The 13860-nt window shown below is 69.0% G+C and carries 11 protein-coding genes, 1 tRNA gene and 1 other RNA gene; 10 read left to right on the plus strand and 3 right to left on the minus strand.

Annotated features, from left to right (window positions below):
- The first annotated feature begins 89 nt into the window (after positions 1–89).
- Positions 90–959 carry a hypothetical protein gene (locus ABGB18_RS30765; protein ID WP_347699120.1) on the plus strand — a complete coding sequence of 290 codons (870 nt, stop codon included), beginning with the start codon at positions 90–92 and terminating at the stop codon, positions 957–959.
- Positions 960–1248: 289 nt separating this feature from the next.
- Positions 1249–2289, plus strand: coding sequence for a hypothetical protein (locus ABGB18_RS30770; protein ID WP_347699121.1), 1041 nt, complete (start codon positions 1249–1251; stop codon positions 2287–2289).
- Between the two features lie 585 nt (positions 2290–2874).
- Here ABGB18_RS30770 and ABGB18_RS30775 read toward each other — a convergent pair.
- Positions 2875–2959, minus strand: a tRNA-Ser gene (locus tag ABGB18_RS30775).
- Positions 2960–3057: 98 nt separating this feature from the next.
- On the opposite strand from ABGB18_RS30775, the gene ffs reads away from it, so the two are divergent.
- Positions 3058–3153: signal recognition particle sRNA small type (ffs, locus tag ABGB18_RS30780), an RNA gene on the plus strand.
- 31 nt (positions 3154–3184) lie between these two features.
- Complete coding sequence (locus tag ABGB18_RS30785; protein WP_347699122.1) at positions 3185–5614, plus strand: DNA polymerase III subunit gamma and tau; 2430 nt, start codon at positions 3185–3187, stop codon at positions 5612–5614.
- 333 nt (positions 5615–5947) lie between these two features.
- On the opposite strand, the gene ABGB18_RS30790 is transcribed toward ABGB18_RS30785, so the two are convergent.
- Complete coding sequence (locus ABGB18_RS30790; RefSeq protein ID WP_347699123.1) at positions 5948–7384, minus strand: GAF domain-containing protein; 1437 nt, start codon at positions 7382–7384, stop codon at positions 5948–5950.
- A gap of 640 nt (positions 7385–8024) precedes the next feature.
- Here ABGB18_RS30790 and ABGB18_RS30795 point away from each other — a divergent pair.
- The 5 genes from ABGB18_RS30795 to ABGB18_RS30815 all read left to right on the plus strand — a co-directional run bounded on the left by ABGB18_RS30795 (position 8025) and on the right by ABGB18_RS30815 (position 11916).
- Complete coding sequence (locus tag ABGB18_RS30795) at positions 8025–8375, plus strand: YbaB/EbfC family nucleoid-associated protein (RefSeq protein WP_347699124.1); 351 nt, start codon at positions 8025–8027, stop codon at positions 8373–8375.
- Positions 8376–8377: 2 nt separating this feature from the next.
- On the plus strand, positions 8378–8977 hold the full coding sequence (recR, locus tag ABGB18_RS30800; protein WP_347699125.1) for a recombination mediator RecR: 600 nt from the start codon (positions 8378–8380) through the stop codon (positions 8975–8977).
- Positions 8970–9500 (plus strand): DUF5063 domain-containing protein, encoded by a 531-nt coding sequence (locus ABGB18_RS30805; protein ID WP_347699126.1) that lies wholly within the window; start codon positions 8970–8972, stop codon positions 9498–9500. Before recR ends, ABGB18_RS30805 begins: the two co-directional genes overlap by 8 nt.
- An 86-nt stretch (positions 9501–9586) precedes the next feature.
- On the plus strand, positions 9587–10861 hold the full coding sequence (locus tag ABGB18_RS30810; RefSeq protein ID WP_347699127.1) for an aspartate kinase: 1275 nt from the start codon (positions 9587–9589) through the stop codon (positions 10859–10861).
- On the plus strand, positions 10858–11916 hold the full coding sequence (locus ABGB18_RS30815; RefSeq protein WP_347699128.1) for an aspartate-semialdehyde dehydrogenase: 1059 nt from the start codon (positions 10858–10860) through the stop codon (positions 11914–11916). Before ABGB18_RS30810 ends, ABGB18_RS30815 begins: the two co-directional genes overlap by 4 nt.
- Positions 11917–12106: 190 nt before the next feature.
- Here ABGB18_RS30815 and ABGB18_RS30820 read toward each other — a convergent pair whose 3' ends face one another.
- A complete protein-coding gene (locus ABGB18_RS30820) occupies positions 12107–12982 on the minus strand; it encodes a hypothetical protein (protein ID WP_347699129.1) in 876 nt (291 codons plus the stop codon).
- Between the two features lie 175 nt (positions 12983–13157).
- On the opposite strand from ABGB18_RS30820, the gene ABGB18_RS30825 reads away from it, so the two are divergent.
- Positions 13158–13826, plus strand: coding sequence for a TetR family transcriptional regulator (locus ABGB18_RS30825; RefSeq protein WP_347699130.1), 669 nt, complete (start codon positions 13158–13160; stop codon positions 13824–13826).
- The last annotated feature ends 34 nt before the right edge of the window (positions 13827–13860 follow it).

The raw sequence follows: 13860 nt of genomic DNA on the forward strand, positions 1-13860 counted from the left end.
CGGTAACTAAAGGTTGTCACGTACTCATGCTCTGTTATGGTCCCCACTTGCCCCAGATTGGGGTAATCCCTAACTCCTTGAGGAGGAGCATGAGCAACGCGAAGAAGGTGGCCGTCCTTACCGCCGCCGTGGCGACCGCTACCGTGCCCCTGCTGGCCCTTGCCTCCCCGGCGATGGCCGCACAGCCCGCCACGACCGCCCAGACCGTGCAGAACCAGCCGCTGGACTGGCTCTCCCTCGACGCGCTCAGCGGCTCGAAGCTGATCCAGCGTGTCAAGGACCTGGGGGGCAAGGGCTACGTCCCCGCGGCACTGAACGTGACGAACGCGGCCAACCCGCAGTACATGACCGTGTGGATCAAGGACGCCGCCCGCAAGGTGAACGTCCTGCAGGGCCTGTCGGTCATGGACCTGCCCAAGCGCATCCAGGAGCAGGCGGCGGCGGGCTTCCAGCCCAAGCTGATCTCCGGCACCGGTTCCGGCCCGGGCGCGGTCTTCGGCGTGGTCTTCGAGAAGACCACGCAACTGGCCAAGTCCCAGCTGAGCATGAGCAAGGAGACCTTCACGAAGGTCAACACCGAGCTCGCCGGCGCCGGTTACAGCCTCTCGTCGCTGGACGTGTACGGCACGGTCGAGAAGCCTCTCTACGCGGCCGTCTGGGTGGCCGGCGGCGTCGCGGGCACCGTCCAGGTGACGCTGGGCCAGACCGTGCAGGAGCGCGGCAAGGAACTGCTGGACAAGGCGAAGCTGGGCCTGCGCCCGGTTCTCATGGCCGTCGAGCCCGGCAAGCTCTACACCACTGTGTGGGCCAAGGGCAGCTCGACCGGCCTGAAGGAGTACCTGAACCTGTCCAAGCTGACCTACACGGTCAAGGCGGCCCAGATGAAGGCGCTCGGTTACACGCCGCAGATCCTGAGCTCCGAGGACGGCGTCATCGCGTCGATCTGGAGCAAGAGCTAGGAAACCGGCCGAGCTCCGTTACGCCGCGGCCCGCGGTCGTGGGCTGAGTCCGGCACAGGAACAGTGTGCCGGACTCAGCTCAACGATAGTGCAGGTCAGCGGCGACTTCGCCGTACCATCGGACCCGGCCGCAGAGCGCCTCGGCCCAGTGCGTCAAACGCAATCGATGCACTGCAGCCGATGTGCCGCTCTTGGGACCCGGTCATGGCAGGTGCGGGCGCCACGAAGCTGCCAGCCGCTCCTGCAGCTCCGCTGCACTGCGGGGACAGCCGGGCCCTACGATCCCGCTGTGCTCAACTCGCCGCCCTTCGCCCTCCTCAACGACCTGCTCGGCTGCCGCACCGACGATCCACGGCTGATCGAGTTACACCGGACCCATGGTCTCCGCCCGCCACCGATGTTCCCCGACAGGGACGGCTGGGACGGCATGGGCGTACCCGAGCAGGGATGGTCGCTCGGTTACCAGGCCACCGTGCGGGTCCCCGGCTGCTACCCCTCCCCCCGGGTGCGCGGCCGCGGCCCGGTGATCGGCTACGTCACCAAGGTCTACATCGAGGAGTGCTACCCAGGGACGGTGCGGGACGGCCTCACGGTCGCGCTGCCCGAGCCGGAGGCGCGCGCACGGGCGCTGGAGAGCAAGGTCGCGGAGTACGGGAACGTGGTCCACGTACTGCATCGTGACGACCGGAGCACGTTCGAGGTGCGGTACTACGACGACGGCCGTTTCATCTGGTATCTGCTGACTCTCAACGAATGCGACGCAGACGACCCGGAACTCCTGAGGGTGGCGACGCCGGCCGCCCGCGCGATTCCGGCCTGGCCGGCCCCTGACGCCGACGAACAATTCCCGGCGGCCCTGCGGGCACTGCACGCCCACCAGTACGCCGCCGGGCTCGGTGAACTCAACTTCGAGGTGTTCGACCACTTCGATCCGGAGGCGGTCGGGTCCGCGACAGACGATGACGACGCCAACCGGGAGTTCCGCGTGTTCGGGATGGACGGCAGCGGCGGGCTGGTCGCCTTCTGGCTGGTCCATGAGGGGCTTCCGGTCGAGCGGCAACCGGTGGTCCTGTTCGAGAGCGAAGGCTACATCGGTCCGGTGGCCAAGGACCTGTGCGACTTGCTCTACCTGCTCGCCGCCGGCCTCGGTCCCTTCGAGGCCGTCATGTCGGGAGTGCCCGACGAGGACGCCGCGCCCCAACTCGAGATCATCCGCATCGCCGAGACGCAACTCGAACGACGCGAAGGCAGAACCCCCGAAGCGATCCGCGAAGACGCGGAGAACGAATACGCCGACATCAGGGACCGCGTCGATTTCCTGAACCGATGAACACCGCTCAAGGACTTGAGACGTCGGGTCGGTCAAGGCGCGCCGATGGCGCCGGATCCGCAGCCTGGGGTTGCGGTCGAAACCCAGGCAGGACGCCATGGCGCGAGATTTTCGGGCACGTCGGTTGAGCGTTCCATCGCCGCAGCCGAGCGATCAAGGTCGCTTTCCTGGGCTTTTGTGTCATGTTTCACGACGCCCAAGGGAGTCGAGCTGCGCCGGGGGCCGCCACACCGTCGGCCCCCGGCCCAGCTCATCGCACTGCTCCGAAAGCGCCAAGAGGAACAGCAGACAGGACACACCGAGGCACGCCAACTGCAGAAAGACCGCGACCGATCGCGCTGCACGAATCACAGACGACTTGCCGGCGGACTACGGGCAGGTGCGAGCCGCCGCGAGGGGTGGCCGCATGACGAGCCAGTGACAACGGGATCTGCAGACCGTGGCCAAGCAGGTCGGCGGTCCGGTCTCATCGGGGAGGCAGGAGGCCCTCGAAACGCAAACTGAGAGCCGAACTGAGGCTGGTCACGACAAAGGGGCCGACTTGGATGGGGTCGGCCCCTTTGTCATTTCTGCCTCAACCAGGCGCGGAGGATAGGGGATTTGAACCCCTGATAGGTTGCCCTATACACGCTTTCCAAGCGTGCGCCCTCGGCCACTAGGCGAATCCTCCGCCGACGAGCTTACCGGACTTCCGGGAGTGTGCGGACCACGTTTTCCGCGAGGTTTCCGGGGGTGGAGCGAGCACTGCCGGGTCCGGCTAGACTGTGCAGGGACCCCTCGCGCGGCGTCATCCTGTGAACCTCCCCAGGGCCGGAAGGCAGCAAGGATAAGCGGGCTCTGGCGGGTGTGCGGGGGGTCTCTTCGTTGGGAGCCCCCTCGCAGGCGGGATGGTCGCATGAGCCTTGCGCTTTACCGCAGGTACCGGCCCGGGACCTTCGCCGAGGTCAAGGGACAGGAACACGTCACTGACCCGTTGCGGCAGGCGTTGCGCACGGGCCGCATCAACCATGCCTACCTGTTCAGTGGCCCCAGGGGTTGTGGAAAGACCTCCAGCGCCCGCATCCTGGCGCGCTCCCTCAACTGCGAGCAGGGCCCGACGCCCGACCCCTGTGGCGTCTGCGAGTCGTGTGTCGCGCTGGCCCCGACCGGTCCCGGCCACCTCGATGTGATCGAGATCGACGCCGCCTCGCACGGTGGTGTGGACGACGCCCGAGACCTGCGCGAACGCGCCTTCTTCGCCCCCGTCTCCGCGCGCTACAAGATCTACATCATCGACGAGGCGCACATGGTGACCCGCGAGGGGTTCAACGCGCTGCTCAAGCTCGTCGAGGAGCCCCCGCCGCACCTGAAGTTCATCTTCGCGACGACCGAGCCGGAAAAGGTCATCGGCACCATCAAGTCGCGTACGCACCACTACCCGTTCAGGCTGATGCCGCCCGCCACGCTCAAGGCGCTGCTGGAGGAGATCCTCACTTCGGAGAGCGTGCCCTTCGAGCCGAATGCCCTCCCCCTGGTCGTACGCGCCGGGGCCGGCTCCGCCCGTGACTCCCTCTCCATCCTCGACCAGCTCCTCGCGGGAGCCGAGGACGACGGCATCACCTACGCCAAGGCCGTCTCCCTGCTCGGCTACACCGATGGCGACCTGCTGGACGAGGTCGTCAACGCGTTCGCGGCCAGAGACGGCGGCCAGGTCTTCCACGCGGTCAACCGGGTCATCGAGGGCGGCCACGACCCCCGCCGATTCGCCTCCGACCTGCTCGAACGCTTCCGTGACCTGGTGATCCTGGCCAACGTTCCCGAGGCGGCGTCCAGCGGCCTGCTCGACCGCCCGGCCGACGAGCTGGAGCGCCTCGTCCAGCAGGCGGCCTCGATGGGCCCCGCCGAGCTCACCCGGGCGGCCGAGGTCTTCAACGCCGGTCTCACCGAGATGCGCGGCGCCACCTCGCCGCGCCTGCTCCTGGAGCTGATGTGCGCCCGGGTGCTGCTCCCAGGCGCCTCGCAGGGCGAGGACGCCCTGCTGGCCCGCCTCGAACGCCTCGAACGCGGTGGCGCCGTCGCCCAGATGGCCGCCCGCGCCGCCGCGCCCGCTCCGGCCGCCGCCCCCTCCGCCGTGTCTCCGGTCGTGACGCCTCGTCCCGGCATGGCGAGCGGCCCGTCCCGCCCTGGCTCTCCGGCCGAAGCGGCCGCCGGTGGGTCAGCGTCGGGATCCACCGGCGCGGCCGTCGCCACGCCGTCCACGGACGACTGGCCCGAACCGGCCCGCCCCGGCTCCCCGCCGCCCTCGCCCTCCACGTCCACGGGCGCTCCTCAGGAAGGAGGCGGCACGCAGCCCGCTCCCCAGGCGCCTTCCAGCGCGGGCGGCGCCCAGGACTCAACGGGGGCTCCAGTAGCTGGCGGGGCGGGGGCCATGCAGTCGCAGTGGCCCGCCGTGCTGGCCGCGCTCAAGCAGCGCAGCATCGTGGTGTGGGCCAACGTGAGCACCAACGCCCAGGTGGTGGGCGTGGAAGGCAAACTGGTCACGCTCGGCTTCACCCAGGTCGGCGCGATGAAGAACTTCACGGGCGGCGGCAAGGACGCCGTGGTGGCCGCCGCGCTCGGCGACGTGCTCGGCGGCACGTGGCGGGTCGAGGCGGTCGTCGGCGGCTCCCCGGCTCCGGCCTCGCAAGCCTCCCGAGGCCCCGCACGCTCCCACAGCACCCCACAGGGGGGCCAGGCGGCGGCCGGTCCCGCGGCGGCGGGCCACGGCCAGGGACCGACCGGCCCTCAGGGCTCGACCAGCCCCCAAGGAACGGCAGGCGCACAGCAGCCCACGTCGGCCCCTCAGGGACGCACCTCTTCACACGGCACATCCCACGACGACGGCCAGGACGCTCAGGACCCCGGCCAACCCCCTGGATCCCAGACCACCGACGAGTCCTGGCCGGCCGCCCCCGACGACCTCCACCCAGGCTCCCCGCCCACCCCGGACCCCACGCACACGGTGAGCGCCGTCCAGCAAACCGGCGGTTCCGCGGCCGGTTCGCCGGCGGCCCCAGCGGCGGGAGGTTCGGGGGGTTCACCGGTGGGCGGGGGGTCCGTGAGTTCGGGACTCGCCGCCGCTCGATCCGCGGCCCAGGCCGCCGCACAGGCGGGTCCCCGCGTCCCGGCCGCCCGCAGTGGCACCACGGCCTGGCCGGACAAGGTCCCCGGCCGCGACAAGGGCCCCGATTCGGACGACGTCGACCCCTTGAACGACCAGGACGCCGACGTGGACTCGATCTCCGGCATGGCCCTGCTGGAGCGAGAACTAGGCGCCAAGGTAATCGGCGAAATCGACCACATGTAACCAGCCCCCGCCCCAGCCTTGTGCAGAGTCCTCGACGGTGCATGGTTCCCGGTGGTGTGGGGTTCCCGGTCGTGCACGCTTCCTCGGCGGTGCTCGCTTTCCGGTCGTGCATGCTTTCCGGTCGTGCATGCGGACGCCGTCCCAGGTGTGCTGGTCGGCGTCGGTCGTGGTGGTCAGGGGATGCCAACCAGGGGGGCAAGGTTGCGACGTCGCGGTCTCGACCTGCGCGGCCGAGGGCCGTTGAAGTGAGGGCCGGAAAGGGCGACGGCGGGGAGCGCGCCCTCCCGTGCTCTGCCGTAAAAAATGGTGGGGTTCGTAAAGGTTTTAGAGGTTTTAGATCAGACGCGCACGGGCGACGGCGGCTCGGGGGTCGGTGGGGGACAGGGCGGTGAGGCGTTCCAGGACCTCGTAGTCGTCGCGGCCGTTGAGGGTCTGTGCGTACGCCCACAAATCCTCCGGCGCCCCCCGCCGCAGCAAGCAGGCCCGGACCTGGGCCTCCAGCTCGTGGCGTTCCCGCCGGATCTCCGGGGACTCCGAGCGCACCAGCAGCGGCCCGGTGTACGCGCGGGCCAGCGACCGCGGGTCCCCCGCCGCCAGGTGACGGCGCAGCTCCAGGAAGTCGGCCTCGACCGGGCAGGTCAGCCGGTACGGCTTCGCCGCGATGGCGTCCCCGAGCTGCCCCCGCAGCCGATGGATCTCGGCCCGGATCGTCACCGGGTTGCCGTCGTCCCCGTACAGGTGGAACGTGAGCTGTTCGGCCGTCAGCCCGTGTGGGTGCAGGGCCAGGAGCGCGAGGATCTCGGCGTGCCGGGGTGAGAGGGGCCGGTCGGCGTCGCCGAAGGTGGCCGAGGGCGCGCCCACGCCGAGGAACGACAAGGTCAGGGTCGGGGCCGTGGTGGAGGGGGTGTGGCGCAGGAGGAAGCCGTCCGAGAAGGGTTCGAGCAGGGCCGCGGTGCCGTCCCTGAGGATCATGCGCCGGCCGGGGACGCGCTGCGGCTGCTCGCCGAGGTGGACGCGGCCGCCCAGGTCGCCCGCCGGGTCGCCGGAGATGACCCGCCCGGTGGCCGACAGCAGCACGCCGGGACCGCCGCGCAGGGAGTCGAAGCGGTGGCGCAGGCGCTCGTCGCGCTCGTGCATCCGCAGCGCGAGCTGGGTCTCCGCGAGCTTGGCGGTGGTGGCGACCAGTGCGACGGTGGCCGGGTGCAGGGTGTGGGCCCGGCCGCTGACGTCGACGCAGCCGATGATGCGGCCCGAGTCCGGGTCGGTGATCGGAGCGGCGCTGCACGACCAGAGGTGCAGCGCGCGCATGAGGTGCTCTTCGGAGTAGACGTGAACGGGACGGTTCGCGGCGAGGGCGGTGCCCATGCCGTTGGTGCCGACGCTGCGCTCGGCCCAGTGGTGCCCGGCGGCCAGACCGATCTGGTCGGCGCGGCGCACGCTCGCGGGGCAGCCTTCCCGCCACAACACGCATCCGTCACAATCTGTGACGATCATCACGTTACCGGTCTCCTTGGCCACACCGGACAGGGCCTGGGTGAGCAGCGGCAGCAGGGGCCGCAACGGATGAGTGGCGCGGATGTCCTTGAGCTGGGATCGGCCGTAGACCAACGGCGCGCTCTTGATCTCCGGATCGATTCCTGCCGCCAACGAACGCTGCCAGGAGGCTGTGATCAGCCGGCGGGGTGGCTCTGACCAGCTCCGACCGGTTGCGGCGGCTTCGTGCGCTTCGCGCAGCAGTCGGGAGTACGCGTCGAGGTGGGGGTAACTCATCGTCACTCCAAGTAGTCGCTAAGAGCATCCGTCGTGTCGGCGGCCCGCGCAACCGATTCGGGGGGATTGCAGAGGGTGTTTGAATGAGCGCAACCTGTGTGCAACGTTCGGATCGCTAGCGTGCTGGCTCAACACGTCGGCGTGGTGCGGCCGCTCCGTCCGACGTGATTGGCCGGGTCTCGGACACTGGAGGGGGGCCGAGACCCGGCCAGAAACAACCGCCGTCCGGACCTGTTGGTGAGGGATCGACGGCTGAGCCTGGTCTGAGCAGTGGGTCCCTTCTGAACGTCTGAGGGTCTGAGCGGCTGTGGGGGACGGACCTGAACAGGCGACGGGGCTGACCTGAACGGGCTGGTGGGGCTGACCTGAACGGATGACGGATTCGGTCCGTACGGCGGCGGACCGGGCCTGCACGAACACGGACCGGACTGAACGGCGGCTCAAGAACAGGCCACGTAACAGCAAAGACGACCGCCGGGGACGGCGACCGAGCCCCGGCCGCGACGACGGACGACAATGCGGTACACGCTCAGAACAGGGGCCCAAGGGCGAAACATGGGGACGCCCCAGTACATGACGCCGCCCAAACACCGTAGGCTCGTGGCAGTCAAGAACGCGGAGCCACGAGGAGCGCACGACGGTGAACCCAGGGGATGTCAACCTGCAGCAGCTGCTGGAGCAGGCTCAGCTCATGCAGCAGCAGCTTGTGAGCGCCCAGCAGGAGCTCAACGACGCGCAGATCGAGGGCTCCTCGGGCGGCGGCCTGGTCACGGCCGTCGTCAACGGCTCGGGCGAGTTGCTCGAGCTCAGGATCGACCCGAGCGTGATCGACGCCGGCGACGCACAGGACACCGCCGAGACGATCGCCGACCTGGTGATCGCGGCTGTCCGCGACGCCGTGCGCGCGGCCGCCGACCTGCAGCAGGAAAAACTCGGCCCGCTGGCTCAGGGATTGGGTGGCGGCGGCCTCGGACAGTTGCCAGGGTTCTAGGCATGTACGAAGGGGTCGTCCAAAACCTGATCGACGAGCTGGGCCTGCTACCCGGCGTCGGTCCCAAGAGCGCGCAGCGGATCGCGTTCCACCTGCTCGCGGCCGATCCTGCGGACGTCAAGCGGCTGGCCCACGCGCTGCTTGAGGTCAAGGAGAAGGTCCGCTTCTGCCGGGTGTGCGGCAACGTGGCCTCCGAGGAGGAGTGCCGCATCTGCCGCGACCCGCGCCGCGACACGCATGTGATCTGTGTCGTGGAGGAGTCCAAGGACGTCGTGGCGATCGAGAGGACGCGCGAGTTCCGCGGCACCTATCACGTGCTCGGCGGCGCGATCAGCCCGATCGACGGCGTCGGGCCCGACGACCTGCGCATTCGGGAGCTCATGACGCGCCTGGCCGACGGCCGGGTCACCGAGCTCATCCTCGCCACCGACCCCAACCTCGAAGGCGAGGCGACGGCGACCTACCTTGCCCGTCTGGTCAAGCCGATGGGTGTGAAAGTGACACGACTGGCCAGCGGTCTGCCTGTGGGCGGTGACCTCGAATACGCCGACGAGGTGACCTTGGGCCGCGCGTTCGAAGGACGGAGGCTGCTGGATGTCTGACCAGTGGAGCGCGCTGGCGGAAGAGATCTCCGGGCACGCGCAAGACTACGTGGACGGCCTGACCAGGGTCGCGGGCGGCGAGGGCGGCGACGCCATCTGGTCGCTCCTGCTGGTGGAGGTCGCCCAGGTGAGCCTGGCCGGTGCCAAGCTCGGTGCGAACCAGGACGTGATCCTGGCCGGAAACAACGAGCCGCCCATGAGTGAGGACCCGGACATCGACGGCGTGCGCACCGCCCTGGCCGAGCGGCTGGAGGCGGTCGACGACTACGCCGAGGTGTTCGACCCCTACAAGGACACCGGCGTCACGCCCTACCGGCTGTCGGACGACCTGACCGCGGTCGCCGCCGACCTCATCCACGGGCTGCGTCACTACCACGCGGGCCGTCCGTACGAGGCGCTGTGGTGGTGGCAATACTCCTACTTCAACACCTGGGGCAATCACGCCGGCGCCGCGATGCGCGCGTTGCAGGCCCTGGCCGCCCACTCGCGGCTCGACGTGGCAGAGGAGACCACCACCGTCTGACCAGTTCCACATACTGGTACAAACCATCAGGCCCATGAGAGGCCCCCGATAGACTTACAGCTCATAGTCCAGACCGGGAGACTCTCGTGGCGCTCGTTGTGCAAAAGTACGGTGGTTCGTCCGTCGCCGACGCGTCCTGCATCAAGCGGGTCGCGCAGCGGATCGTCGCGACGAAAAAAGCCGGCAACGACGTGGTCGTGATCGTCTCCGCCATGGGCGACACGACGGACGAGCTGCTCGACTTGGCCGAGCAGGTGTCGCCGCTGCCTCCGGGCCGCGAGCTCGACATGCTGCTGACCTCGGGCGAGCGCATCTCGATGGCCCTGTTGGCGATGGCCATCGCCAACCTGGGCCACGAGGCCCGCTCGTTCACCGGATCACAGGCAGGTGTGATCACCAACTCGACGCACGGCAAGGCGCGCATCATCGACGTGACGCCCAGCCGCATCCGCGAGGCGATCGACCAGGCCCACATCGCGATCGTGGCCGGGTTCCAGGGCGTCTCGCAGGACACGAAGGACATCACCACACTGGGCCGGGGCGGCTCCGACACAACGGCGGTGGCGCTCGCGGCGGCCCTGGAGGCCGACGTCTGCGAGATCTACACCGACGTGGACGGCATCTTCACCGCCGACCCGCGCATCGTGACCGCGGCCCGTAAGATCCCCAGGATCTCCTATGACGAGATGATGGAGATGGCGGCCTGCGGCTCCAAGATCCTGCATCTGCGGTGCGTCGAATACGCGCGCCGGTTCGACCTGCCGATTCACGTGCGCAGTTCGTTCAGCACCAAGGAAGGCACATGGGTCGTCTCCGACCCTTACAGCGAAGGAACCGAGATGGAGCAGCCGATCATCTCCGGCGTCGCGCACGACCGGAGCGAGGCCAAGATCACTGTTGTCGGGGTGCCCGACAAGGTCGGCGAGGCTGCCTCGATCTTCAAAACGCTGGCCGACGCCGAGATCAACATCGACATGATCGTGCAGAACGTGTCGGCCGCGGCCACCGGCCGCACCGACATCTCCTTCACGCTGCCCACGGCTGACAGCCCGACCGCGCTGGCGGCGCTGAAGAAGATCCAGGGCGACATCGCCTACGAGTCGTTGCTCTTCGACGACCAGATCGGGAAGGTGTCGCTGGTCGGCGCGGGCATGCGCTCGCACCCCGGCGTCACGGCGACGTTCTTCGCGGCTCTCGCCGACGCGGGGGTCAACATCGAGATGATCTCCACCTCGGAGATCCGCATCTCAGTGGTCGTCGGGCAGGACGGCGTCGACGCGGCCGTGGCGGCCGCCCACCGCGCCTTCGATCTCGACGCCGACCAGGTCGAAGCCGTGGTTTATGGAGGTTCCGGACGATGAGCAGGCCCAGTCTCGCCCTGATCGGCGCCACCGGCGCCGTCGGCACCGTCATGCGGGACATCGTCTCGACGCGCGAGGACATCTGGGGCGAGATCCGTCTCGTCGCCTCCCAGCGCTCGGCGGGCAAGGTCCTCAAGGTGCGCGGCCAGGACGTCGTGGTGCAGGCTCTCGCGCCCGAGGTGTTCGACGGCATCGATGTGGCCATCTTCGACGTGCCCGACGAGGTGTCGGCCGTCTGGGTGCCGATCGCGGCCGAGCGCGGCGCGATCGTGATCGACAAGTCCGGCACGTTCCGGATGGAGCCCGACGTGCCGCTGGTCGTGCCCGAGGTCAACCCGCTCGACGCGCGCGACCGGCCGCGGGGCATCATCTCGACCCCCAACTGCACGACGCTGTCGATGATGGCGGCCATGGGCGCGCTGCACGCCGAGTTCACGCTGACGGAGCTGGTCGTGGCCTCCTACCAGGCGGTCTCGGGCGCCGGCGTGGCGGGCTCGGCGCGGCTCTACGACGAGGTCGAGGCTCTGGCGGGCGACCGTACGATCGCGCAGGCGGCCGGCGACGTGCGCAAGGTGCTGGCCAACAAGCTGCCCGAGGAGTCGCCGTTCCCCGCGCCCATCGCGTTCAACGTGGTGCCGTGGGCCGGCTCGCTCAAGGACGGCGGCTGGGCCTCCGAGGAGCTCAAGCTCCGCAACGAGTCGCGCAAGATCCTCGGCATCCCGGACCTGAAGGTCTCCGCGACCTGCGTCCGCGTGCCGGTGATCACGACGCACTCGCTGGCCGTGCACGCCCGGTTCGAGCGCGAGATCACGGTCGCCGACGCGCACCGCGTCCTGGAGGCGGCGCCGACGGTGGTCCTCGTGGACGACCCGGCCAACGGCGTGTTCCCGACGCCGCTGGACGTGGTGGGCACCGACCCGACCTACGTGGGCCGCGTGCGGCAGGCGATCGACTTCCCGAACACGCTCGATCTGTTCGTGTGCGGTGACAACCTGCGCAAGGGCGCGGCGCTCAACGCGGCGGAGATCGCCGAGCTGATCGCTGCCGAGTTCTGATGGCTTGAGCGGCAGCCGTCGCCGGTGTGGCGCCGTACGTCGGGTGCGGCGTCACATCACGTTGGCCGGGTGGCGCGGTCCGTGCCGGACATCGTGTGCGGCCGGGTTGTGCGGTCCGTGCCGGACATCGTGTGCGGCTGGTGGGGCGGGCCGCGCCGGGGCCGGTTCGGCGCCCTGGCGGCGGGCTCTGTCACCGGAAGAGGATGTCCCAGTGGTCGCTCTCGTCGGCGAACGTGGTGCCCGAGGCGGAGCGGTAGAGCGGGGAGCCGTCGCTGCGGGTCCCGACTCTGTCGTGATTTTTCTTGATATGCCGATCGATGCAGTCGTTGTGGCTGATGTCGAGCTTGTAGCCGTTGCCGTGGCTGAACTGGCCGGGCGCGTGCCCCGCCTCCGTGCCTCCGGTGACCATGATCGGACAACGGCTGGCCCGTTTCAACTCGATGGCCTGGATGATCGTGCCCGTGCGTACCGAGTCGAGCGAGGTGCAGTGGTGCATGTGCCGGCTCGCGCAGTTGCCGGTCGACGTCGTACGCAGTCCAGCGCTCCTCAGCCAGCCGGCCGCCGTGGTGTGGGACATGTGCATGGCGGCCCGCCTGGGCGTGACACGCGCCAGATCGACCTCAGGGCGCCGCTGAGCCATGGGCGGCCGCACCTTGGGCATGACCGCCACCCCGAGGTGAACGGGGCTTGTGGTGGATCTGGCGGCTCTCGTCCGCCTTGGGGGGTGGTGGCGGAAGCTCAGGTAAGGACGTTCGTCGATCACGTCGTCGTGCCAGGGCCTCGACGACCACGGCCGGGTCGGTCGCAGCCCGATGTCCTCCATGTTGTCCAGGGCCTGCTGGAGCGCCCAGAACGGTGCCGACTCCGGCTCCATGCCGTACGTCTCGTACATGGTCCAGGCGCCCTCCCGCATCGGCTCCGGCGCGTACTGCCAGCCGGGGAACCTGTCCAGGTGCAGGTCGCTCGGCGTCGGCTCCCCTTCGGGGCGGGTGTCGGCCGAAGCCGCCGAGGTCAGGGCAAATATGGTGATCTCTATGCCGAGCAGTGCGACCACGAAGGGGCGCACTGTTCCACGTATCCACATGTCGTTGCCTTTTCGCGGAAAATAGCCCTTCCGCCTGAAACGACAATCCCACCTTTCACAGGAGATAACTCATGCCGCAGGTGCAACTTTGCCTTGTGGCGGTGATCACCGTGCGGCTCCATGACCTAACGCGCGTCCACGACGTAAAGTGACGAACGTGTCCGAAGCCCGAAACCGCGGATCGGAGAGCACCCGAGAGGTCATCGTCGAGACGGCATTGCGACTGTTCAGGGAGCGCGGCTTCGACGCGACCACCATGCGCGCCATCGCCGCCGAGGCCGGGGTGTCAGTGGGCAACGCCTACTACTACTTCGAGAGCAAGGAGACCTTGATACAGGCGTACTACGACCGTGCGCAGGCCGAGCACGAGGCGGCCTGTCGAGACCTGCTGGCCACCGAGTCGTCGTTCGCGGCCCGGCTGGACGGGGTGCTGCGCGAGTGGGTACGCGTTTCCGAGCCATATCACGAGTTCGCCGTGAAGTTCTTCAAGCACGCGGCCGAGCCGACCAACCCGCTGAGCCCCTTCAGCGCCCAGTCGTCGCCCGCCCGCGAAGCCTCCATCGCCATATACCGCCAGGTCGTCGAGGGTTCGCGCGACCGCATGAACTCCGAGTTGCGGGAGGAGCTGCCCGAGCTGCTCTGGCTGTTGTCCATGGGCATCGTGCTGTTCTGGGTGCACGACACCTCGCCGGGCTGTGCCCGTACGTACCGGTTGATCGAGGTCACGGTGCCGCTGGTGGACCGTCTGGTCGGCTTGTCCCATCTGCCGGGGCTGCGGGGGATCACGAAGGACTTCATCGCGGCCGTTCACGAGCTACGTGCCTAGGGGACATACCGAGCGGTTGGTACGGTAGCGGGGC

The organism is Nonomuraea sp. B12E4 (assembly GCF_039871825.1).
Lineage (GTDB): Bacteria > Actinomycetota > Actinomycetes > Streptosporangiales > Streptosporangiaceae > Nonomuraea.